This window comes from Miniphocaeibacter halophilus, assembly GCF_016458825.1.
In the GTDB taxonomy this organism is placed as follows: domain Bacteria; phylum Bacillota; class Clostridia; order Tissierellales; family Peptoniphilaceae; genus Miniphocaeibacter; species Miniphocaeibacter halophilus.
The window spans coordinates 1,065,660-1,087,912 of sequence record NZ_CP066744.1 but is presented as its reverse complement, the minus strand read 5'-3'; the positions used below and the strand labels follow the sequence as shown (position 1 = coordinate 1,087,912).

Here is a 22,253-nt window from a genome sequence, read left to right as displayed (position 1 = left end):
CTTATAAGCTTAATATATTTAAGCAAGTTTAATATATTTTTTGTAAACAGATAATATTAATTTTTTTATTTATAATCAGAAAAATAATTCTTCCAAGAACTATTTTTCAAATATTTTTATTTTAGCATCAAGTCTTGTGTTACCAAATTGTACATACAAGGATCTTATAGCTACTTTAATATCTTTTCCATCTATAATTAAGTCAAAATCAATGGTATAATCATTATTTCTTTCCAGTAACTTCTTTTCAATATCCTCAAAACTAATATATTTTTTATCTCCATTTTTTTCTACAAACAAATTATTGTTTTCAACATCTATATAATAACCATCAACACTATCTCCTGGAATACTTATTTCTATTGAGTTTTTAAATTCTTCAATATTTTCTATTTTAAAATATTCATCACCAAATTCTATGTATCTTTGAGCATGATTTTCCTCTACTGTTAAATCAGGGTCATAATAAAATATATCAAATCCAAAATATTTTAAAGTATTTTCGTAAAATTTTTTATCAGTATTATAAATTAAATCTATATCCTTAATATCTTTATTAAACCAATTATCAATACCATAAAAATAAAACAAAATATTTCTTATTTCTCTTATATATTCCATAGAGGTAATATTATTAGATATAATTTTTCCATCTTTAATCATATTGTTTTTACTTAAGTAATGCTCAAGTCTTTTTTCCTGACTGTTTAAAGAAATATTATAGGCTGAAGCTGGTCCAATAGAACTTATTAATACTAAAATAGACGCCATTATTATTATTGGGATATTGTTTTTATATTTATTAAAAATAAAATATATTGCAGAAAATAAAATCCAGATTCCTATTATAATAAGAAAATATCTATTTTCAATTACTCCAAAATCTTTAATTTTTGTCCACATTGAAAAAAGCAATAATCCAACTAAAGGAATCATAGTTATTGGTAGAATTTTAGAATAAAGGTTAATTTCCCTATTACTTTTTTTAAGTCTAAACATCATTAAATTTAATATTGCTAGAATGCAATAAAATATTATAAAATAATTAGTCGTCTCCATGGAAATTTTTTTCTGTATTAAGTCTATTATAGACCTAAAATACAGTATAATTCCAAAGATTGTAATAATAATTGGAACTATAACTCCTACAATTAATTCTATATAGTTTGGAATATTATATTCTTCATATTTTTTTGCCTTGGGAAAAAAACTTAAAAATATAAATAAATTTACTGTATTCATTATTACAAAACATGCTATATCATAAGGTGCCCAAGTAGGTTCGAAAAATAATGAAATTATAATGTATGCTATTAATATTGTTCCTATTAAGATTATAATAGAACAATACATTGAAATACAAAAAGACCTAATAATTCCATATAAATATACATCTAAACTTTTTGGGTTATTTAAAATTTCAATATATAAGGAACTTAGTATAAAAAATATTACAATACCCGAATGTATCAAATAAATTTTAGTTCCATATACATGCCCCTGTCTCCTTGTTATAAAAAATAACCCTATAATAAAAGCAATACCAACTATATTAGTTATAAATTTATAATAGGACTTTTTAAATATAGACTCCAAAAAACTATTTAATAAAGCTATAAATATAAACATAAATACAGCTATAAAAAGTACCCGCTCCAATAAAAGTGACATACTGCTTCTACTTGCCATAATTCCTCCACCACTTTTAATTGTGCCAATAGCATAAACAGAACTTAAAAGTATTGAAGAAATTATTGACAAGGGAAATCTTTTAAAGATTAACTTAAAATTATCTAAACTGTTTCTCAAAATATCTTTAATAGTCATATTTGCTCCTTGCAAGTCTATTAGCTTTATTTATTATTAGTTTCATGTATTTTTTGCCAATCCTTCAAGCTATATTCCTTATTATAAAGTAATCCATGAGTTACTCTAAAATCTTCTGGAGAAAATCCTCCATGAACAATAATTAAATTTTCATTATTGTTGAATAAATACATAAATTCTATATTTGAATAATCACCCATTTTTGCATCGTAAATAATATAATCCTTATTTTCATATAAATTTAATCTAACATATTGTTTATTTGAATCCTTAACATCATATTCAAGGCCGATTATAATCTCTGCAATTTCAGATTCTTTATTTTCATAGGCTTCTAATAAATCCGGATAATCCTTTTTTAGAATTTTTTTAAAATCCTTTAATTTTATTATTTCCTTATTATCAGAATCATCATCTGATGCAAAAATCTGCATAGTATGCCCGGCTATCATTCCATCCTGATTTTTATCCCCTGAAGATGGATAAAGGCTTAAGGCATTCCATTGTAAACTTAAATCATTATTAATTTCTTCTTTAGTATTATTTTTACAAGCAGTTAAGGTAAAAGCCAACAACAATATTAGTAATACAAAGCTTAATTTGAAATTTTTCTTTATCATAAGGTCCTCCTATTCTTCTTCATCGGGAATATATTCTAAAATATCTCCCGGCTGACAGTCTAAGGCTTTACAAATTTTATCCATAGTTTCAAAACGAAAGGCCTTTGCCTTGCCATTTTTTAAAATGGATATATTTGCCATAGTAATTCCTACCCTTTCAGAAAGTTCCGTTACAGACATCTTTCTCTTTGCCAACATTACATCTATATTAACTCTTATCATATTATCACCTATACCGTTAAATCCTGGTCTTCTTTTAATTCCACGCCATTTTCCATTATTTCAATTACTATTTTTAGCACCAGGTGAACAATAAGAAGTATTAGTAAATAGGCAAGGTGTAAAATTATAAAACCTATGTTGTAGACTAGGTAGAAATATATGGACAAAATATTGGCAAGTAGAACTATTAAAACTAAAATAAAAACTATTTTATCTATTAGTCTTATTAATCTAAGATTTTCCCTTGTAAAAATCTCGTTATTTCCAATATTTTCATATAACTTAATACAAATTAATCCACATAGAACAATTGGCAATCCTTCAACCCAAAACATTATAAGCCAAGGATAAATAAATTGTTGAAATTGTTTATAATCAGCAACTATTTGAACGGAAATTCTAGGTGCAAAGTTAAAAAGAATATATATTATAGCCAAACATAGAATAACTGAAACAACCTGTAATATATTTGTAAGTTTTTTAAGTTTCATCTTACACCTCTTTATCTTCATATTCAACAATATAAAGCAAATTATCATATTCTATAAAATATGAAAGAACTATTTTTCCCTTACTATCCTTTGGAATGTAGTATGTCCAAGTATGGGCAATTGTATAACTTGTAGTAAGTTCATTATCACCAACGGCTAATAAATTCCTTTCTAAATCATCAAAAACTTTATCCTTACTATGTTCTTCCCACTGAACCCAATCCTTAGACTCTAAAATCTTTTCAGAACTATCATCTGTTGTTTTTATTTTATATGCCTTTAAATTTTTATTATCTAATGAAAATTCTCCATATTCTGTAGAGTAGTCTAAAGGACTAAGCTCAAGATAGACATATTCACTATATTTATTGTTTCTTGTATAAAATACTGCAAATAAGCTAATGGCAAACAGAATAAAAACTACTCCTAAAACCATTAATTTTTTATTTTTCATAATCCGCTCCTTTAATTGCCATTACTACTTTCTTCTATATCCTCTAAAAATTTCTTTTCGGCCATCTTTGAATCAACAATATATTCTAGATAATCTTCATAGGTAAATGTACTTTCTAAAGTCCCCTCTTTAACTAGGTCTTTATATAGTTCTCTTAAATTATTATATGTTTTTATTTCATCTACTTGACCATCCTCATAATAATAGTCCATTAAATCATTAGTATCCTGTATAAATTCTTGTACCTCTTCTGAATTTTCATCGTATTCATAATCCTTTATCCATGGTAGTTCTGTCAATAAATTACCACTTTTATCCAATTGACCTTCATGTATTTTTTCTTCTTCCTTGCCAAATTCCCCAAATATAATTTCACCTTTATAGTTTAAATTATAAAAATTAACTCCCTTATACAGATTAGGGTTCTTCTCTATGTTTGATTTATAATCTATTAAATTAACCAGTGGTAGTGCCGGAAATCTTCTTCCTGAAGTTTCATAGACAAAATGGGTTCTAAAATTTTCCGTATATATAATTTCCCTTTTTAATTTTCCTCTTAAAAAGAAATTATCGTTAGTTAATTCAGGTTTTTCAGTTGTAGCTTCATTTTTTAAACCTTGGGCCTCTACATATTCATCAAAACTAGCATTAACAAATTTCCTATAAAAATATAAATCTACAAGTAATAAAATAATATATGTAAACATTAAAATTATTATTATTTTAATTTTATTGTTTTTTAAAAACTTTTTCATAATGTACTCCTCTTAATCTTTCCAAGGTATTTCTCTTAATAATTTCCCATTTTTGTCCAAATCTCCCTCAGATATTTGATTTTCATCTATTTCCAATTCTAAGGTTTCCAAATTTATTACGGAAAACATAACTTCTTCATAAATATTTGAATTTAATAAGCGTATAGTGTTCTGAAATGGTATTAATATAAAAGGAAGATACTTAAATCTTCTACCTAAAATTGAATATTCATACTCTTCCTTAGGATTATTTTTAAAAATTATAGTCCTCCTACATACATTAACATAGGCGAATAGGTGGTCATCACTTAACCCTGTATCACTTAAAACCTCTTCATTTTTTAATCCTTGCGTTTCTATATACCTGTCTATAGCATTATTTGCTAGATGCTCATATATAGGTTTTTCTATAATAAGTAATACAAGATAAACTAATAAAATCACAAAAAATATTTTTGTCTTTTTATATTTAACTTCCTTTTTCATATTTTACTCCTTCACTTCTAACTATCAAATTGGAAAACATATATGTAATTTTCTTCACTATGGAAAAAAGTAAAGGTAAAATTCCTTATAGTATTATCTTCCCCAATATTTTCAGTTCTATTTTCAAATTTCCAGTAACTTTCTTTCATTATTTCAATAATAGAATTACCAAGTTCATAAGTTAATATAGAAAGTACATATTCCTTATTCTCATCTACCTCACATGGACTTTCCCATGAAGAATCATTTTTTATATATTCATATATTTCTCCATCTACTTTAATTTTTATAAATACATCTCCATCTCCTAACCAGTTATCTTTAGTGTTTATTAATTCCTCATAATCTACATAAAAATCATTTAATTTTTCTTTTGCTATAGTCCTATTAACTAAGTTTTTTGTATGCTCACTATTTGGTACATTTGAAAATGTATTCCCTAATGACGATAATAAAATAATGGGTATGAAAATAAATTTAATTATATTTAAAAATATAACTTCAAATAATTTTATAAACATTAGAATAGTTCCTCTCTTTTATTATAGTATAACAATTATTTATCGTAAGTCAATAAATATTTATTGTTTTATCTATTAATAAAAATATTTTTATTGTTTATATAATTGTTATAAAATAGATAATGGAAGAATATTACTGTAATTTGTTTTTTAAAAACTTGAAATTTAGTCATTGCTTTAAAAATATTTTTTTATTTTATAAGATTTTTACTAATATTGTTTTATAAAAGTACAATATGTTTTATGAACCTTTAAATATGGTACTATATATAGTGTATTTTAATTAGTTAGGAGAAAAGAATGGAAATTATAAAAAGAGATGGCAGCCATGTAGAATTTGACATTGAAAAGATAATTCGTGCTATGGAAAAAGCCTTTAATTCTGTAAATAAAACTATTTCTCGTCAAGAGTTGGAAACAATGGCAAATATTGTGGAAAATACTCTTAAAACAAAATATCCTAAGGGACATATTCCTACGGTAGAAGAAATTCAAGACTTAGTAGAGTTAACTTTAATTGACCACAACCATTATGCTGTTGTTAAAAGCTATATTCTTTACAGGGCTCAACATAGTATGGACAGAAAAGTCGTTGAACAATTTGAAGATTATATTACAGATCAAAATATTTTAGAAATAATAAAAAGTATTCAAGACGATTATGATAGAACAAGATATGAAATTGAACAATTATATATAAAATTTACTTCCTTTGTTAAGTCAGGAATGAATAACAAGGATTACTTAAAGGTTTTAATTAGGGCTTCTTCTGAATTAACCAGCAAGGAAGCACCGGATTGGGAATATATTTCTGCCAGATTTTTTTGCTATGATTTAAATATTTCCATTGAAGAAGAGTGTATAAGATACGATATTCACGATTTTAAAGGAAAAATTAAATTCCTGGAAGAAGAAGGTCTTTATGGAAAATATATAAGAGAAAATTATACTAATGACGAAATAGACATTCTCGACAAATATATGAACAGTTCAAGAGACAGCTTGTTTACCTATAGTTCTATTGAGTTAATTTCTAAAAGATACTTAATAAAAACTCACGATAATAAAATTATGGAAACACCTCAGGAGATGTTTATGGGAATAGCAATGCATTTAGCCCTTCCGGAAGGTAATAATAAGGTTGAATGGGCTAAAAGATTTTATGATATATACAGTAAATTACAAGTTACTGTAGCTACGCCTACTATGAGTAATGCTAGAAAGCCATTCCACCAGTTAAGTTCATGTTTTATTGACACTGTACCTGACAGCCTTACAGGAATTTATCGCTCAATTGATAACTTTGCCCAGGTTTCAAAACACGGTGGTGGTATGGGAATGTATTTCGGAAAAGTTCGAGCTACCGGTTCGGATATTAGAGGTTTTAAAGGTGTTGCCGGCGGTGTTATTCGTTGGATTAAACTTGCAAATGATACTGCTGTAGCTGTAGACCAACTAGGGGTTAGGCAGGGTTCTGTTGCTGTTTATTTAGATGTTTGGCATAAGGATATACCTGAATTTTTACAAATTCGTACAAATAGCGGTGATGACAGATTAAAGGCCCATGATGTTTTTCCTGCTGTCTGCTATCCGGATTTATTTTGGAAGTTAGCTAAAGACGATATTAATGCTAATTGGTATTTAATGGACCCTCATGAAATTATGACAGTTAAGGGTTGGTCTTTAGAGGATTCCTATGGTGATGAATGGGAAGAAAAATACTGGTCCTGTGTAAATGATCCAAATATAGATAAGAGAATAATATCTGTTAAAGATTTAATAAGACTGGTAATTAAATCCCTATCGGAAACAGGAACTCCTTTTGCCTTTAACAGAGATACTGTAAATAAAATGAATCCAAATAAACATAAGGGAATAATTTATTCCTCAAACCTCTGTACAGAAATTTTACAGAATATGAGTGAAATAGAAACAGTTTCTCAGGAAATAAAAGATGAAAATGGCGACACTGTTGTTGTTACAAAAACAAAGTCCGGTGATTTTGTAGTATGTAATCTAGCTTCCTTAGTCCTTGGCAATATAGATGTAAATAATCAGAAAGAATTACAATACATTGTTGAAACAGCTGTAAGAGGATTGGACAATGTTATAGACTTAAACTATTATCCTGTTCCATATGCTAAAATAACAAATAAAAAATATCGTTCCATTGGACTGGGGACTTCCGGTTACCACCACGCCTTAGTAAAAGAGGGAATTATGTGGTCCGATATTGATAAACACACAGAATTTGCCAATGAATTATATGAAAATATAAATTATTATGCAATAGAAGCAAGTATGAAAATAGCTAGGGAAAAAAATTCTTATGAATATTTTGAAGGATCCGACTGGCAAACAGGAGAATATTTTTCAAAAAGGTCCTACACATCTAAAAGATGGAAGGAGCTGGAAAGTAATATAGGAAAATATGGACTTAGAAATGGTTATATAATGGCTGTTGCTCCTACAGGCTCAACATCTATTATAGCCGGAACTACTGCTGCAGTAGACCCTGTTATGAACAGGTATTTCCTAGAGGAAAAAAAGGGTTCCATTGTTCCAAGAGTTGCACCGGGACTAAACCCTCACACTTTTTGGACCTATGAAAATGCCCACGATATTGACCAAGGTCTAGTTGTAAAAGCAGCAGGTATAAGACAAAGACATATTGACCAAGGTCAATCTATTAATCTTTATATAACAACGGATTTTACAATGCGTATGATTTTAAACCTTTATATTAAGGCTTGGGAAGAAGGAGTTAAAACCATATATTATGTAAGAAGTAAATCTTTAGAAGTAGAAGAATGTGATTCTTGTTCAGCATAGGAGGAAATAATGGCAGATTTAAAAAGAAAAGGTCTCTTTAATGAAAATGGAGACATAGAACTTAGTAAAAGAAGAATGATAAACGGAAATACAACTAATCTTAACGATTTTAACAATATTAAATATACTTGGACTTCCGATTGGTACAGACAGGCTATGAATAATTTTTGGATTCCTGAAGAAATAAATCTTACTCAAGACATTAAGGACTACAGAAAATTAGACGAACATGAAAGAAGAGCTTACGACAAAACCCTTTCTTTCCTTGTTTTTCTAGACAGTATTCAAACAGCTAACCTTCCTAATGTTGGAGAATATATAACAGCTAATGAAGTTAATTTGTGTTTGACTATACAGGCCTTTCAAGAAGCTGTACACAGCCAAAGTTATGGCTATATACTAGATACTATTTGTTCACCTGAAGAAAGATCTGAAATATTATACCAATGGAGGGATGACCCTCATCTACTGGCAAGAAATAAATTCATAGGCGATTTATACAATGAATTTTTAGACAATAAGTCAAAAATTTCCCTAGTAAAGACCATGGTAGCAAATTATATACTTGAAGGTATATATTTCTATTCCGGCTTTATGTTCTTCTACAGCCTTGGAAGAATTGGGAAAATGCCGGGAACCGTTCAGGAAATAAGATATATTAATAGAGATGAAAATACACATCTATGGTTGTTTAGGTCCATACTATTGGAACTGAAAAAAGAAGAACCTGAAATATTTACTCCTGAAAATATAGAAATGTTTAAAAACATGATTAAACAAGGAGTAGAAGAGGAAATTGCCTGGGGACAATATGTTCTAGGTGACAATATTCAAGGAATTAATATGAAAATGATAGAAGAATATATTAAATACCTTGGTAATTTACGCTCAACAGGTTTAGGTTTTGGGGTAATATATCCTGGATTTGAAAACGAACCGGAATCTATGAAGTGGGTAAGCGAATATTCAGACCCTAATCAAGTAAAAACAGACTTCTTTGAAGGTAAAGTAACAGCTTATGCAAAAAGCTCCATAATAGAAGATGATTTATAATCTTAAGAACTGGAAAAATCCAGTTCTTTTTTATATTAAATATATTATATAATTAAATAGGGAGGTTACATATATGAAAAAATTTATTTTAGTTTTAATTCTTATATTTTTAGTAGCTTGTTCCTCTAAAGAAAATTCCTTAACTACTAGAAATATAGATATTTCAAAGGAAACAATAAAATCACAGGAAAAATCTACAGAGTTAGAAAAAAATGACTTATTAAAAAGAATATATTTAGCATTTTTAGAGAGTTATCCTGAATATGAAAAAGAAAATATTAATGACATAAGGATTTATATCGAAGATAAAAACTACTATTTTAAAGGTAGAATCGACTCTTTGAATGGTGGAGCAATAAACGCTTTTAGCCTTATTGATTTTGAACTGGAAAACAATGGAAATATTAGGTTTTATGTTGAAACCAACTCTCCAATAAGCTTAGATGGCACCGAAGAAACTGCAAATATTTTTTCAGTTGATAGTAGTAAACTGAGTAAAGTAAGAAATGGCTTAGACGATTTAGTCTATGATTTAAACAGCGAAGACAGAGTATCCTATTTTATAAATACCATTACAGAAAAATATAATATTAAAATGTCCGTTGTGGAAGGACCTAGCTATGTTTTTGAAATATTAACTCCAGATAAAATGGACGAATATCAAAAAGAATATATTGATACTGGATATGATTTCGATTATATTGCTCAAATTGGTACAGTTTATTTTGGAATTAAAGATGGTCAAATTTACAATGGAAGTTTTACTTTCGTTTATGATGATCCTGTTGTTTGGAATTTTAATGAAGTTTATACCGCTGAATTAATGGTGTTTCTAAACAGGGATACGGTTTTAGAAAATCCTGAGGAAATTTTAAAAAATATACTAAATAAAAGATCGGATTTAGACCAGGACCTTAATAATTGGACTATAACTCAAAACTTAGAATTTGAATATAATACTTATGACTATGGATTTTTATGGAGTGATTCCAGTTATTCAATAGCAATAGATAATAATGGAGTATATACCTATGTCGTTAATCCTTATGAGGATAGTGGAACTATTTTTTTAATAAACTATGACTTAACTAAATATTTCTTAGAAGAATTAAAATAAATATATTAATCTTCTTTGAGGTATAATTAATATACTATTAACTGAAATGAGGAAGGTAAATGAATAATCGTGGTGGAACAAATACTAAGGCAACTATCTCCATGGTTCTTGGAATAGTATCCCTAATCTTTGATATTACTTTTATTGTAGGGATTATTGCAATAGTTCTTGGGATTATGGCAAAAAATGAAATAAAATATTCTAATGAAGAAGGTGACGGCTTTGCAACTGCCGGAATTATCACCGGCATATTAGGCATAGTAGGACATTTAATCTTTTGGATATTAATGCTTGTTTTTGGAATTTCATTTTTTTCTATATTTAATTTTATATTTTAAATCGGTATTTATTACCGATTTTTTTAATGCAGATTTTACATAGTCCTAATATGGATTTAAACAAACTTAGAGATAATATAGTAAAGATAAGGGAACTGTTTAAGCTATGAAAGGAGAGTATATTATGAAGGCTTTTAAATTAACTTTAAAGATTATGATTCCCTTTATTATATTATTAATAATTTTAAAACTATTAATGATTAATTAACTAAATCTATAGAAAGGAAATGTATGATAGAAAATTTAAATAAAATAAAAAAATTATTAGAGGTGGATTTAATATGTCATTCTCTAAATGGCAGAATTAAATACGAGTTTTCTCGAAATTTAGAGAATGACAATTTAATTAGCATTACAATTTATGCCGATAATGAAAAAATTACTGAAGAATTTATACCTAAGGATTTAAATTTACAGGAGTTTATTAAAAAATACTCTAGAAATAATATTCATTATAAAATAAATTCTACTAACTCTTTAGAAAAAATATTATTATTGCTGAATAATGATATTGGAAAAAACAGTATTAAGAAAATTAAAAATTCAATGAATGAAGAACCTGAGTGGATACAATATTTATATAAATTAAGGGTAGAAGCTGAAGGATTTACTCTTTAATAAATTTAGCAGACTAGTGATAACACTAGCTTTTTTTATTTGTAACAATATGTTTGTTATTACTAACTAGGGGTATAATCTTTATGTGAATAAGTTAACTACACTAACTATATTTATGGATAAAATCAAATATATAGTTAGCTTTTTAATATATTGGAGGCATTGATGAAAATTTTACAAAGAGGTGAGTTTAGTAGGCGATTAGAAGTCCAAAGTCCTTTTATATTGGCTGCTTATCATGATGATAGATACCCTAAGGGCAATGGAAGTCTTGGTCCAATTGAAGATAATACAGGAAAATGGAGCATGTATTATGGAAAAAATGTTCCCGGTTTTCCTAAACATCCCCATAGGGGATTTGAAACTGTTACCTATGTTGAAAGAGGTGTTGTCGACCATTCCGATGGCCTAGGTTCAAATGGAAGGTATGCCAACGGCGATGTTCAATGGATGACAGCCGGCAAGGGACTTCAGCACTGTGAAATGTTTCCATTATTTAATACAGATAGGGATAATCCTTTAGATTTGTTTCAAATTTGGCTTAACTTAGATAGCAAGAACAAAATGGTTGAACCTGATTATAAAATGCTATGGGCTGAAGAAATACCTGTTATTGAAAAAAAGGATACTAACAATAAGAATATAAAAATAGTTTTAGTTGCCGGAAGTGAAGATAATATTGATGCACTAAAACCAACAAAAAATTCATGGGCTTATGAGCCGGAAAACCATGTAGGAATTAAATTCATCACTTTAGAATCAGGGGCAGAATATTCCCTACAAAAGAAAACCAACACTTTAAATAGAGCTATATATTTCTATTTTGGCAATGAAATTACTCTTGATGATGTTTCATTTTCAGAAAGGGAATATGCTTTTGTAAAAGGAAATGAAACTCTTACAATAACTAATACCGGAAAAGAAGAGGCTAAAATTCTTCTATTGGAAGGTGAACCAATTAAGGAGCCAGTTGTTGCTTACGGACCTTTTGTTATGAATACAAGGGAGGAAATAAAGCAAGCCTATTTAGACTACGAAAATACTGAATTTGGTGGCTGGCCTTTTTATGATGACGAAGTTGTTCATAGTATAAATACTAAAAGATATGCAAAATATTCTGATGGAATAATAGAATATCCTAAAGAAAAATAATTTAATAGTTACTAAATATAATATGAGAGGTAAAATATGTTTAATGTAAGTAAAAATGAAAATGTAAAAATACTATTAGTTGTTGGTAGTAGTAGAAAAGGCTCCTATAACCAGCTAATAGCTGACTATTTAAGGGATAAATACGGTAATATTGTAGACTTTAGACAAGCTGATTTAAAATCACTGCCTGTTTATTCTGAAGATATTGAAAACGAAGACTTTCCTTCTGTAACTAAGTTACGAGAGGATGTTAATTGGGCTGACGGTGTTTTATTATTAACTCCTGAGCATAATTTTACAATGTCGGTTTTAATGAAAAACTTTATAGATTGGTGTTCCAGAGTAGAACATGTCCTAAATGGAAAACCAACAATGGTAACCGGTGCTACTCTAGGTCATTTAGGAACGGTAATGGCTCAAAGTCATTTAAGACAGGCCTTGCTTTCACCTGGTGTTAAGGCAATAGCTGTTCCAAATACAGAAGTCTACATTAATGCAATTCAAGACAGAATTAAAGATGGAAAACTATTAGAGGATAAGGCAGAATCTTTAAATACTGCCTTTATAAATTTTATTGACTATATTAAACCAGGCAATGGTTATTGTTTTAGTTGTAATTAAACAGGAGGTTTTATGAATATTTTACTTGTAGTAGGTAGCACAAGAAAAGGGTCTTATAATCAAATGATAGCAAATTATATTATGGAAAAATATAAGGATGATTATACCTTTAAACAGGCTGACATTGCTACAATACCAATGTTTTCAGAGGATATAGAAAAGGATGATTGGCCTATTGTAGACAAGGCTAGAGAAGATGTTGAATGGGCTGATGGCATAATTATAGTAACTCCGGAAAACAACTATTCCCTTCCTTCTGTCTTAAAAAATTACCTTGACTGGTGCTCCAGAAAGAAAAGGGTATTTATTAATAAACCTGTTATGATAACAGGAGGTTCCATGGGCCATTGGGGAACTATTAGAGCTCAAGGCCATTTACGACAAGTATTAAGATCCAACGGACACAAAGCGATAGTTGTGCCGGGAATAGAGGTTTATTTTCCAAAAGTTCAAGACAGTGTAGAAAACAATATGCTAAGGGAAGATAAGGCCGGTTCTTTAAATAAAAATTTTGCTATTTTTGTAGATTATATAAATAAAATGAATTAATATTAAAATAAGAGCAATTTGTAAATACAAAATGCTCTTATTTTAAAAGCTACTATTAAAACAAATTAAAAGAGGGAGTTTTATGAATTACACAATTGATAGGGCAAAAGTTGAAGATGCTAAGGATTTAATTGAATATTTGAAAATAATTACAGGAGAAAGCAACAATTTAACTATAACTCCTAAACAAGTAAAGGAATTAAATGTAAAAGATGAAGGGTTAATAATTGACTCCTATAACCATAGTCCTACAAGTATAATGTTAGTAGCAAAATTAAATAAGGAAATAATAGGAATGGGAAGTTTAAAGGGTTATAATATTGATTCTATTATAGGTCATAGGGTTTCTTTAGGGGTTTCCGTAAAAAAAGATTATTGGAACAAGGGTATCGGTAGGGAAATAATCGATGCTCTTCTTTCCTATGCAGCAAATAATGAATATATTGAAATAGTAGAACTTGAAGTAAAGTCAGATAACTACGCAGCCATTAGCCTATACGAAAGATTCGGATTTGAAGAAATAGGATTTTTTGAAAATTATTTTAAATATGAAGATGGCTATGGAGACGCTATTTTAATGACTTTACAGTTTTAGAGGACATTATGGAAATACTATTTACTAAACCAAGTGCCTCTGAATATATAAATTTAAGAAAAAGTTCCGGAATGGGTGGAGAAAAAAGCCTTAACCGTACGGAAATAGCTCTGAAAAATTCTCTCTTTATTGTATCTATCTATGATAATAATAAATTAATAGGCTTTGGACGAATTGTTGGCGACGGGGCAATAACCTATGTAGTTTCCGACATTATGGTTGACAAGTCCTACCAAGGAAAGGGCCTTGGCAAAATAATAATGGCAGAAATCGATAAATATTTTGAAGAAAATTGTAATGAGGAAGCTTATATTTCATTAATTGCAAATAAACCTGCCGATAAACTCTATTTTAAATTTAAATTCGATTATTTAAAGGACTTTGAAGTAGCTATGAAAAGGAAAAAATAATTACTTTACAAGTGAAAATAGATTTATAAATATGGATAAAGAAAAAGCCTGCTTTATTAAACAGGCTTTTTTAATTAATACTATACTTTTCCATTAATTCATCGATTTTCTCTTTTGAAACATCATATTTGAAATTCTTTAAATTTTCCATTTCTTCTTCTAAGGTTATTTTTTCTTCAGGTAAATGTTGATTACTATGTAATTTTTCAAAATCCTCCTGCTTTAAAAACATTTCTTCCCAATTTCCATGGTCTGAATTTAATTGAAGAACTTTCCAACTGTTATTATCTTTTTTTAATAGTGCAGAACAATTCGATGAGTAGGCTGAATTATCATTTAATTCTTCTATTGTATATTTATAATTTACCAATACATAATCCTTTTGGAAATAAATATCCTGAAAATCAAATTTACTTTTATATTTCATACCTTTTTCTATATACTCTTTTAAATTATTACCTGCAATTTCATTTCTAGCTTCTAACATATTTCTTAAGTTGTCACCATCTTTATGTATTAAAGAATAATTCGGGTTTTTTATAGATAAGAATATATCAAAAGTATTTAAGGTAAAATCCTCAGTTGCTTTCTTTACTTCCTCATCACTACTTTTTCCACATGATGTTAATGTAATTATTAGTAATAAAATTAATAAGATTTTTTTCATAAAAACCTCCTTTAAATATATTATATCTAAAATAAGACCTTTAAATAGATACAAAAATTCAAAGTTTCTTCCCATATAAAAATACATCTAAAGTAAGTTTTTAAAACCTATTTTAGATGTATTTTTAATTTATTTCTTCAATTGTCTTATTTCTTCAAACAGTTCTTTGTTTTCCTTTATTTGTTCTGTGTTTCCGATTGTTGCCATATAATTTTTCTCCATTGCATAATCAATATCCTTTGCAAATTCCTTTAATTCATCTAAATTGGTATTTATAGCTTCTTCCAAGTTCTTTCTTAAATCATCGGAAGTCTGTCCTGATATATACATGGTTAAGGCTACTTTTCCCTTTGTAGGATTTGTTGCAGGTGGGTCAAATTTAGTAACTGAACCAATAATAAATTGTGTTAGTTCTGTACTGTCTAATTCCAAATTCCTTAAAAATTCCCCTGTTTTATTATATACATCAATTGTATTTTTTATATTAGGATCCCTGTAGGAATAGAAGAATATGTTTCCAGAATTATTTACTCCCATTCCTGTTCCATAAGCTCCACCTTGTGCTCTAATATTGTTATATAGGTAGGAACTGGAAATAATATTGGATAAAACTACATGACTACCATTATATTCATAGCCTATTTCTTTTAAATTATATGATTTAATTACATAGTTAACATTTGAAGATGTCATTATTCCCTCGTTTTTCTTTTCTAAGGTAAATACTAAATCATGTTTTTCCAATTTTTCTTGAGATAATTTAGAAATTAAATTTTCACTTAATTCTATTAGCTTATCCTTTTCTTCTTCATCTGTAGTAATATTAAAAATCATATTATTGCTGTTAAATACTTTTCCACTAATGGCTTTTAATTCTTCTTGTAGGGAATCGAATTTATCTTCTAAGTTTTTCTCTAAGTCTACAATAAAGTCATAATAAGTTATTCCATTAAGGTTTTCATTGTATTTTCCCTGTTGTGAATAATAACTATTAGTTAAGTTAATACCGTATTGGTGGCCATTTTCCACTATATCGGATTCAAACTTCAATTTAATTATCTGTAAGATTTCTCTAATTCTCTTTATATTATCGAACTTAGAATTGAAGATAATCTCCTCAATTAAATCAAACATCTTTTCAGTTTTATCAACAGTGGCCTTACTTGAAACCATTAATTTCTTAAAGTATCCGCCTTCTTTTCTAAAATTATATATTGAAGAAGCTGTAATATTAATTCCACCGGTATCTAAGAAAATTCTAGTATCCAAGTCAGTATAAGGATATTTTTTTGTATCGACCATTGTTAGTAAATCACATAATAAGGCTAAATACTTTATTTCTTCTTCCTTTATAAATTCTAAATCAAAAACCAAGTCTATATAGTTGATTTTTCCTGTAAATAGTGGGTGATATAGGATAGTATAATTGTCCTTCTTTTCTTCAATTGAAGGAATTTCCAATACATTTGAGTCTATATCCGATAATTTTAAGGAAGGAATTGTGTCCTTCTCCTCTTGACTATCCTCTCTGTTTTGAAACTCTACAAGAGCCTTGTTTTCTTCAATTAAATTATTTAACTCTTCTTCTGATAGACTTTCCTTGTATTCCTTTAATTTTTTTGCAACTTCCACATCTTTTTTTGCATTTAATCCCGGAGTTGCCTTTAATGAAATAATAACTTTATTTTTATTGTTTAAAATATTTGTTTCAACAAATTTTTCATAATAATCGGTTTTAATATTTTCCCTTAGTTCTTTTAATACATCTTCATATTTAAATTGAATTGTAGGGTCTTCATCATAAAGCCAGGTATCTAGGGATGAAATGAAATATATTATTCCCTTAGTTGGAAAATTACCATTTTCCCTTAAATTGTATTCCATTTTATTTAAGGCAGCTTCTAATTGCTCCTTATCTATTCCCTTGTCAATTACCTTCTTTAATTCCTCTTCTATAATTTTTGTAAACTCCTCTACCTTATCTGTAGAAGTATTAATTGCTGTAATTCCCAGTCCAAGTTCTAGGCCATCTGTAGAAAGATCGTCTATATCCTCACCAATTCCCTCTTTTAATAAGGCTAACTTCAATGGGGAGCCATCGTTGGAAAATAAAACAGAACGCAGTATTTCATTTGTATAGGCTTCTAGAATATTGGATTTTTTACCACTTCTTACACCATAAATCAAAATATCCTTATTTTTAGGGTCTTCTTCTGAAGCTATGGAATACTCTGTTTTTAATTGCCTTGGTTTTTCAAATTCCTTTTGTAGTTTTATAGATGAGTCCAATTCTATCTTATTAAAATTACTTAAGTATTCATCATTAATAAATTTCAATTGCTCCTCTAAATCCATTTTCCCATATAAAAATATATAGGAATTTACCGGATGATAAAACTTATTATAAAAATCTAAAAATTCTTCATAACTTAGTTCAGGAATATTATAGGGATTTCCACCGGATTCATTTCCATATATGGAGTCAGGGAAAAGTCCCTTAGCAAACTCGTAATACATTATTGCATCTGGTGATGAATAAGCACCTTTCATTTCGTTATAAACTACACCCTTATATTTTATATCTTCTTCTTTACTGTTTATTTCATAGTGCCATCCTTCCTGTAAGAATATCTCCTTTTTAGTTTTCACTCTAGGAAAGAAAACAGCATCTAAATAAACATCCATTAAATTATGAAAATCCTTGTCATTTCTACTTGCTACCGGATAGATGGTTTTGTCTGAAAATGTCATTGCATTTAAAAAAGTCTGTAAGGAACTTTTTAATAAATCCATAAAAGGTTCTCTTGTTTTAAATTTTCTTGAACCATTTAAAACAGAATGCTCTAATATATGGGCCACCCCTGTTGAATTATTAGGTGGTGTTCTAAAACCTATACCAAAAACCTTGTTATTATCATCATTTTCCATTGCCATTAACCTTGCACCGGATTGTTCATGTTCAAATATTTTAATATTGGAATCTACATCTTTAATATATTCTTCTTTAATTAATTTAAAACCATGTGTCATTTCATTCTCCTTAATATCTATTTTTTTTAATATTTTTAATACTCTTTATTTTTTTACTATATTTAAATCTTTCAAGTTCACAACTATTATAATTCTTTAATACTTGATAAATATTTCCTGGAACAATAACTGTTTCACCGCTGTCAAACTTTATAATATAATTAGCTGAAAATCTTGAATTTGTTTTAATGCTTTCATAATTACCTTTTATTACAAGGGTATTTCCCTTTAAAATATCTAAAACCAATATAATAAAGTAAAGAAGGCATATTAAATTCAATAAAAACAATATAATAAGTAAAAGCACATTAATACTCTTACCCATACTCTTTATTAAATAAATAGTCATGACAAAAATAAAAATAAAAAGCAAGCCTACTACTAGGGAAGAAAATACTATTTTCTCATATCCTATGTTAATATCTTTAGCAAATTTACCATTGCTTATATCTATATTGTTTTCATTTATATATTTATGTAAATATTTTAATGCTTCTTCGTCAGAAATATTTAAATTATCCCTAATATAATTTTTTGCAAAATTAAAATCTCTATTTTCTATAAAAGCATTGAGTTTTTTTAAGTTTAAATCATTTTTTTTCATAATTACCTCTTTTACCCATTAAAATATATTATATCATTTTAAAATTTTTAATATATAAAATATTAGACCAAAAAATAGATATTGATTTAAAAATTATATAAAAAAACTGTAACAAAGTTAAAAAATTGGCTTTATTACGGTTTTTTTATTTTTTATAAAATATTAACTATTTACTATTAAACTATTATAAAAAGCTAATTTCCTTTTATTTATTTACATTCTATGGTATACTAACAACTTGTAAAAGATTTGGGGGAATTTATGAACAAAAAAATTACGGCGTTATTATTAGCATCTGCTATTTTCTTTACGCCTGTTGTTTCTAGTGCAGAAAATAGTGAAGAAAGTTTTGCTAGTAATACGGAAAATATTGAACAAAATATAGAAAAATCAGAATATACAGCTGAACAATTTATAAATATACTTGGAAAAGAAGCTCGTAGAATTGGTCAAGAAAAAAACATATATGCTTCTGTTATGATTGCTCAAGCTTGTTTAGAATCTGGTTTTGGTAAAAGTGGACTATCACAAGATCCAAATAATAATCTATTTGGTATAAAGGGCGATTATAAGGGCAATTCTTCAGATTTCCAAACATGGGAAGACTATGGCGGAAGAGTAGATATGGTTGATACTTTTAGGATTTATCCTTCTTTTAAAGAATCAATGGAAGATTATGCCGACTTATTACTTAAAGGGTCTGAATTTGATGAGAATTACTATTCAGGTGCTTGGAAGTCAAATGCTTCTAGCTACCAAGAAGCAACAGCTGCTTTAACCGGAAAATATGCAACAGATAGTCAATATGCTGATAAGCTTAATAAAATAATTGAAGATTATAACTTAGCTGTTTTCGATTATCCTATTGCTTATACAGTTGAGGAAAAAAACAAGGAAAACTTAGTTTCAATAAGTAAGGCTACAGGTATTTCCTTAGAGGAATTAAAGGAACTTAACTCAGAAATAAAAGACGAAAATAAGTTTCTAAGAAAAGACAAAACAATAATTTTAAGAACTGAATACTATAAAGAAAATTTTAATGTACCTGTATCTACTGAATTTAATATTTTAAACGACTATAATAAAAATACTACTGCAAATAAATTCAAGGGATTGGATTTTGAATTACCCTATAACACATATATCTATTCTGCAAATAGGGGAGAAGTAGTTGAAGTATCTGAAGATAGTGTTAATGGAAAATTTATTGTAATACAACATGAAGATGGATTATTTTCCCACTACTCTAATTTAGATAATATATACATGACTGTAGGAGATAAGGTAACAGAAACAGATATTATAGGAAATATAAAGGGAGATAAGGAGTCTAACAAAGCCCTATTGAATTTTTCAATTGCTGCCTCTGTAGGTTCAAACTTTGTAAATCCTAAATTATTCCTAGATATTTAAACCATTGTTGAAAAACCAACAATGGTTTTTTTATATGGAAAATATAAAAAACTTCCTGTTAGAAAAATATATGAATAGTATTAATTCAATAATATAAATCTAATATTTGAAAAATTCAATCGGTATCCATTATATTAATCTACGCTCTAAACAAAAATTATATATACCTTCATCTGCCACATGTCCTATAACCTCATCGGCAATTGATTTTAATTCATTAGAAGCATTATCCATAGCTACGCCCCATCCTACAGCCTTCAACATTTCAATATCGTTGTTGCCATCACCAAATGCTAATGCTTCAGATTTATTTAAACCATAATATTTTAGAATTTTTTCAATTCCTTTACCTTTTCCACTACTAGAAGGAATAATATCAATAGCACGATCCCACCATGCTGCAATCTTTGAATATCTTGTATTTTTCATTATTTGAGAATAATCCTCTTTTCGAGAACTTAACATTAATTGGAATACTTCATCATGGTTTATAATTTTATCAAATTCATCAGCAACAATAACCTCTTGGTTTGCAAAAGAAAAATATTCAACTAAGTCCTTATCCTTACCATTAGCAATTATTTTATTACTTGTGGCAACTGCAACTGGACGATTCAATTCGTTGGAATTTTCAATTATCCTATAAACATCACTAGTTGGAATAGGATTCTTATAAATAGTATCTTCTTCACTAAAGCAATAAGAACCATTAAAGGTCAAAAAAGCATCAAATTCAACTTTTTCAAAGTGAGGCAATGCAATTGGACTTCTTCCTGTAGCAATACAAATAATAATATTTTGCTTTTTTAATTGTTTAAGTGTTTCTAACATCCTATCTGTAATCTTTTTTTTATTCATATCTATTAATGTTCCATCAATATCAAAAAAAATAATTTTTATATTATCCATACTTTCTCCTTCTTCTATGTCCTTCATATAATAAAAAAATTTTAACTTAAATTTACACCAACTATTTAAGTTTCCCTTATTATTTTATGGGAAATAACTTATCTAATGTAACTAGAACTCCATCCTCATTATTTTATGGGCAAATAAAATCTGCAACCTCTTTCACCTCACTAGGTGCATTATCCATAGCATAACTTCTTCCACAATATTCCAGCATCTCAATATCATTTCCTCCGTCACCAAAAGCAACACATTGCTCAGGAGTAATACCCCAACGCTTAACTATTTTTTTAAACCCGATGCCTTATGACAACCTGGAATAATCAAATCAATTGAGCCATGGCCACTAGTTGTGGGAGCCAGCAATCCATTTAATTCATCGCGAAATAGTTCATAATAATACATTGTTTTTTCTACTGGAACCGTTGGAGCAAACTTCAAAATTTGATCATTAACCTGTGTAAAATCATCTACCCATTTTAATCTATGATAATAAATATTTGTTAATTTAAAAAATTCATCACTTACCCTTCCTCGCTGACAATAGGCACTCTTTAGTCCACACATGACATTTTTTATTTCAGGATGTTTTTTACATAGCTCAATAGTCAACATAATGGCTTCTTTAGAAATATTGGCAGAAAAAATAAGCTCCTCTTTATTCTTTACTAAGGCACCATTTTCTGCAATAAAGCTAAATTCATTATGGTCATCAGGAAAATGAGAACGTAATTGGTAATACTGATTTCCACTGGCAACTACAAATTGACATTCCGCCTCTTTCATTCTAGATAAAATAGCCTTGAATCTTGGTATGTTGTAAGTATAATCACTTCGTACAAAAGTTCCATCCATATCTACCGCAACTAACTTAATATTATGAGGATTGGTGTTCATTATATTCTCTCCATTCTACATCGTATTTTTTAGGAGGCTTTTTAGAAAACCTTTCCTAATAGTATTTAATTA

Annotated in this window: 25 protein-coding genes; 11 read left to right on the top strand and 14 right to left on the bottom strand. The window is 28.1% G+C overall.

The window, feature by feature from the left end; all coding sequences use genetic code 11:
- Positions 1-99 precede the first annotated feature (99 nt).
- From JFY71_RS05345 to JFY71_RS05310, 8 genes are read right to left on the bottom strand one after another with little or no spacing between them, the layout of a single operon-like run.
- Positions 100-1,827: a DUF4153 domain-containing protein gene (locus JFY71_RS05345; RefSeq protein WP_243662011.1), complete on the bottom strand. Its 1,728-nt coding sequence runs from the start codon at positions 1,825-1,827 to the stop codon at positions 100-102.
- Positions 1,828-1,853: 26 nt separating this feature from the next.
- Positions 1,854-2,447 carry a hypothetical protein gene (locus JFY71_RS05340; RefSeq protein WP_243662010.1) on the bottom strand — a complete coding sequence of 198 codons (594 nt, stop codon included), beginning with the start codon at positions 2,445-2,447 and terminating at the stop codon, positions 1,854-1,856.
- Positions 2,448-2,456: 9 nt separating this feature from the next.
- Positions 2,457-2,669 carry a helix-turn-helix domain-containing protein gene (locus JFY71_RS05335; protein ID WP_338041873.1) on the bottom strand — a complete coding sequence of 71 codons (213 nt, stop codon included), beginning with the start codon at positions 2,667-2,669 and terminating at the stop codon, positions 2,457-2,459.
- Positions 2,670-2,677: 8 nt separating this feature from the next.
- Positions 2,678-3,160 (bottom strand): DUF2975 domain-containing protein, encoded by a 483-nt coding sequence (locus JFY71_RS05330; RefSeq protein WP_243662009.1) that lies wholly within the window; start codon positions 3,158-3,160, stop codon positions 2,678-2,680.
- A gap of 1 nt (position 3,161) precedes the next feature.
- Positions 3,162-3,614, bottom strand: a complete 453-nt coding sequence (locus JFY71_RS05325; RefSeq protein WP_243662008.1) for a hypothetical protein — start codon at positions 3,612-3,614, stop codon at positions 3,162-3,164.
- Between the two features lie 11 nt (positions 3,615-3,625).
- Positions 3,626-4,369: a hypothetical protein gene (locus JFY71_RS05320; protein WP_243662007.1), complete on the bottom strand. Its 744-nt coding sequence runs from the start codon at positions 4,367-4,369 to the stop codon at positions 3,626-3,628.
- Between the two features lie 12 nt (positions 4,370-4,381).
- Positions 4,382-4,855 carry a DUF3139 domain-containing protein gene (locus JFY71_RS05315; protein WP_243662006.1) on the bottom strand — a complete coding sequence of 158 codons (474 nt, stop codon included), beginning with the start codon at positions 4,853-4,855 and terminating at the stop codon, positions 4,382-4,384.
- 17 nt (positions 4,856-4,872) lie between these two features.
- Complete coding sequence (locus tag JFY71_RS05310) at positions 4,873-5,376, bottom strand: hypothetical protein (protein WP_243662005.1); 504 nt, start codon at positions 5,374-5,376, stop codon at positions 4,873-4,875.
- A 300-nt stretch (positions 5,377-5,676) separates the two neighbouring features.
- On the opposite strand from JFY71_RS05310, the gene JFY71_RS05305 reads away from it, so the two are divergent.
- From JFY71_RS05305 to JFY71_RS05260, 10 genes are all read left to right on the top strand, one after another.
- Positions 5,677-8,208 carry a ribonucleoside-diphosphate reductase subunit alpha gene (locus JFY71_RS05305; RefSeq protein ID WP_243662004.1) on the top strand — a complete coding sequence of 844 codons (2,532 nt, stop codon included), beginning with the start codon at positions 5,677-5,679 and terminating at the stop codon, positions 8,206-8,208.
- A gap of 9 nt (positions 8,209-8,217) precedes the next feature.
- A complete protein-coding gene (locus JFY71_RS05300; protein ID WP_243662003.1) occupies positions 8,218-9,261 on the top strand; it encodes a ribonucleotide-diphosphate reductase subunit beta in 1,044 nt (347 codons plus the stop codon).
- A 73-nt stretch (positions 9,262-9,334) separates the two neighbouring features.
- Positions 9,335-10,378: a hypothetical protein gene (locus JFY71_RS05295; protein WP_243662002.1), complete on the top strand. Its 1,044-nt coding sequence runs from the start codon at positions 9,335-9,337 to the stop codon at positions 10,376-10,378.
- Between the two features lie 59 nt (positions 10,379-10,437).
- Positions 10,438-10,716, top strand: a complete 279-nt coding sequence (locus JFY71_RS05290) for a DUF4190 domain-containing protein (protein ID WP_243662001.1) — start codon at positions 10,438-10,440, stop codon at positions 10,714-10,716.
- A 231-nt stretch (positions 10,717-10,947) separates the two neighbouring features.
- Positions 10,948-11,334: a hypothetical protein gene (locus JFY71_RS05285; RefSeq protein ID WP_243662000.1), complete on the top strand. Its 387-nt coding sequence runs from the start codon at positions 10,948-10,950 to the stop codon at positions 11,332-11,334.
- 165 nt (positions 11,335-11,499) lie between these two features.
- The gene (locus JFY71_RS05280) at positions 11,500-12,486 is read left to right on the top strand and encodes a pirin family protein (protein WP_243661999.1); all 987 of its coding nucleotides are present in this window, start codon (positions 11,500-11,502) and stop codon (positions 12,484-12,486) included.
- A 36-nt stretch (positions 12,487-12,522) separates the two neighbouring features.
- Positions 12,523-13,107, top strand: a complete 585-nt coding sequence (locus JFY71_RS05275; protein WP_243661998.1) for an NADPH-dependent FMN reductase — start codon at positions 12,523-12,525, stop codon at positions 13,105-13,107.
- A 12-nt stretch (positions 13,108-13,119) separates the two neighbouring features.
- On the top strand, positions 13,120-13,656 hold the full coding sequence (locus JFY71_RS05270; RefSeq protein WP_243661997.1) for an NADPH-dependent FMN reductase: 537 nt from the start codon (positions 13,120-13,122) through the stop codon (positions 13,654-13,656).
- An 82-nt stretch (positions 13,657-13,738) separates the two neighbouring features.
- A complete protein-coding gene (locus JFY71_RS05265; protein WP_243661996.1) occupies positions 13,739-14,251 on the top strand; it encodes a GNAT family N-acetyltransferase in 513 nt (170 codons plus the stop codon).
- Positions 14,252-14,259: 8 nt separating this feature from the next.
- Complete coding sequence (locus JFY71_RS05260) at positions 14,260-14,661, top strand: GNAT family N-acetyltransferase (protein WP_243661995.1); 402 nt, start codon at positions 14,260-14,262, stop codon at positions 14,659-14,661.
- A gap of 70 nt (positions 14,662-14,731) precedes the next feature.
- Here JFY71_RS05260 and JFY71_RS05255 read toward each other — a convergent pair whose 3' ends face one another.
- From JFY71_RS05255 to JFY71_RS05245, 3 genes are all read right to left on the bottom strand, one after another.
- Positions 14,732-15,328, bottom strand: a complete 597-nt coding sequence (locus JFY71_RS05255) for a hypothetical protein (protein ID WP_243661994.1) — start codon at positions 15,326-15,328, stop codon at positions 14,732-14,734.
- A gap of 129 nt (positions 15,329-15,457) precedes the next feature.
- A complete protein-coding gene (locus tag JFY71_RS05250; RefSeq protein WP_243661993.1) occupies positions 15,458-18,358 on the bottom strand; it encodes an insulinase family protein in 2,901 nt (966 codons plus the stop codon).
- Between the two features lie 10 nt (positions 18,359-18,368).
- A complete protein-coding gene (locus tag JFY71_RS05245) occupies positions 18,369-18,962 on the bottom strand; it encodes a hypothetical protein (RefSeq protein WP_243661992.1) in 594 nt (197 codons plus the stop codon).
- Positions 18,963-19,223: 261 nt separating this feature from the next.
- On the opposite strand from JFY71_RS05245, the gene JFY71_RS05240 reads away from it, so the two are divergent.
- Positions 19,224-20,375: a glucosaminidase domain-containing protein gene (locus JFY71_RS05240; protein ID WP_243661991.1), complete on the top strand. Its 1,152-nt coding sequence runs from the start codon at positions 19,224-19,226 to the stop codon at positions 20,373-20,375.
- 129 nt (positions 20,376-20,504) lie between these two features.
- Here JFY71_RS05240 and JFY71_RS05235 read toward each other — a convergent pair whose 3' ends face one another.
- The 3 genes from JFY71_RS05235 to JFY71_RS05225 all read right to left on the bottom strand — a co-directional run bounded on the left by JFY71_RS05235 (position 20,505) and on the right by JFY71_RS05225 (position 22,181).
- A complete protein-coding gene (locus JFY71_RS05235) occupies positions 20,505-21,284 on the bottom strand; it encodes an HAD family hydrolase (protein WP_243661990.1) in 780 nt (259 codons plus the stop codon).
- A gap of 133 nt (positions 21,285-21,417) precedes the next feature.
- Positions 21,418-21,552, bottom strand: a complete 135-nt coding sequence (locus JFY71_RS12185) for an HAD family hydrolase (protein WP_243662136.1) — start codon at positions 21,550-21,552, stop codon at positions 21,418-21,420.
- Positions 21,553-21,566: 14 nt separating this feature from the next.
- Positions 21,567-22,181: an HAD hydrolase family protein gene (locus JFY71_RS05225; protein WP_243661989.1), complete on the bottom strand. Its 615-nt coding sequence runs from the start codon at positions 22,179-22,181 to the stop codon at positions 21,567-21,569.
- Positions 22,182-22,253: the final 72 nt, after the last annotated feature.

What these genes read in the sequence shown, in the direction of transcription:
- JFY71_RS05345 (WP_243662011.1), bottom strand. Translation starts at nt 1,827, where the DNA reads ATGACTATTAAAGATATTTTGAGAAACAGTTTAGATAATTTTAAGTTA.
- JFY71_RS05340 (WP_243662010.1), bottom strand. Translation starts at nt 2,447, where the DNA reads ATGATAAAGAAAAATTTCAAATTAAGCTTTGTATTACTAATATTGTTG.
- JFY71_RS05335 (WP_338041873.1), bottom strand. Translation starts at nt 2,669, where the DNA reads ATGATAAGAGTTAATATAGATGTAATGTTGGCAAAGAGAAAGATGTCT.
- JFY71_RS05330 (WP_243662009.1), bottom strand. Translation starts at nt 3,160, where the DNA reads ATGAAACTTAAAAAACTTACAAATATATTACAGGTTGTTTCAGTTATT.
- JFY71_RS05325 (WP_243662008.1), bottom strand. Translation starts at nt 3,614, where the DNA reads ATGAAAAATAAAAAATTAATGGTTTTAGGAGTAGTTTTTATTCTGTTT.
- JFY71_RS05320 (WP_243662007.1), bottom strand. Translation starts at nt 4,369, where the DNA reads ATGAAAAAGTTTTTAAAAAACAATAAAATTAAAATAATAATAATTTTA.
- JFY71_RS05315 (WP_243662006.1), bottom strand. Translation starts at nt 4,855, where the DNA reads ATGAAAAAGGAAGTTAAATATAAAAAGACAAAAATATTTTTTGTGATT.
- JFY71_RS05310 (WP_243662005.1), bottom strand. Translation starts at nt 5,376, where the DNA reads ATGTTTATAAAATTATTTGAAGTTATATTTTTAAATATAATTAAATTT.
- JFY71_RS05305 (WP_243662004.1), top strand. Translation starts at nt 5,677, where the DNA reads ATGGAAATTATAAAAAGAGATGGCAGCCATGTAGAATTTGACATTGAA.
- JFY71_RS05300 (WP_243662003.1), top strand. Translation starts at nt 8,218, where the DNA reads ATGGCAGATTTAAAAAGAAAAGGTCTCTTTAATGAAAATGGAGACATA.
- JFY71_RS05295 (WP_243662002.1), top strand. Translation starts at nt 9,335, where the DNA reads ATGAAAAAATTTATTTTAGTTTTAATTCTTATATTTTTAGTAGCTTGT.
- JFY71_RS05290 (WP_243662001.1), top strand. Translation starts at nt 10,438, where the DNA reads ATGAATAATCGTGGTGGAACAAATACTAAGGCAACTATCTCCATGGTT.
- JFY71_RS05285 (WP_243662000.1), top strand. Translation starts at nt 10,948, where the DNA reads ATGATAGAAAATTTAAATAAAATAAAAAAATTATTAGAGGTGGATTTA.
- JFY71_RS05280 (WP_243661999.1), top strand. Translation starts at nt 11,500, where the DNA reads ATGAAAATTTTACAAAGAGGTGAGTTTAGTAGGCGATTAGAAGTCCAA.
- JFY71_RS05275 (WP_243661998.1), top strand. Translation starts at nt 12,523, where the DNA reads ATGTTTAATGTAAGTAAAAATGAAAATGTAAAAATACTATTAGTTGTT.
- JFY71_RS05270 (WP_243661997.1), top strand. Translation starts at nt 13,120, where the DNA reads ATGAATATTTTACTTGTAGTAGGTAGCACAAGAAAAGGGTCTTATAAT.
- JFY71_RS05265 (WP_243661996.1), top strand. Translation starts at nt 13,739, where the DNA reads ATGAATTACACAATTGATAGGGCAAAAGTTGAAGATGCTAAGGATTTA.
- JFY71_RS05260 (WP_243661995.1), top strand. Translation starts at nt 14,260, where the DNA reads ATGGAAATACTATTTACTAAACCAAGTGCCTCTGAATATATAAATTTA.
- JFY71_RS05255 (WP_243661994.1), bottom strand. Translation starts at nt 15,328, where the DNA reads ATGAAAAAAATCTTATTAATTTTATTACTAATAATTACATTAACATCA.
- JFY71_RS05250 (WP_243661993.1), bottom strand. Translation starts at nt 18,358, where the DNA reads ATGACACATGGTTTTAAATTAATTAAAGAAGAATATATTAAAGATGTA.
- JFY71_RS05245 (WP_243661992.1), bottom strand. Translation starts at nt 18,962, where the DNA reads ATGAAAAAAAATGATTTAAACTTAAAAAAACTCAATGCTTTTATAGAA.
- JFY71_RS05240 (WP_243661991.1), top strand. Translation starts at nt 19,224, where the DNA reads ATGAACAAAAAAATTACGGCGTTATTATTAGCATCTGCTATTTTCTTT.
- JFY71_RS05235 (WP_243661990.1), bottom strand. Translation starts at nt 21,284, where the DNA reads ATGGATAATATAAAAATTATTTTTTTTGATATTGATGGAACATTAATA.
- JFY71_RS05225 (WP_243661989.1), bottom strand. Translation starts at nt 22,181, where the DNA reads ATGAACACCAATCCTCATAATATTAAGTTAGTTGCGGTAGATATGGAT.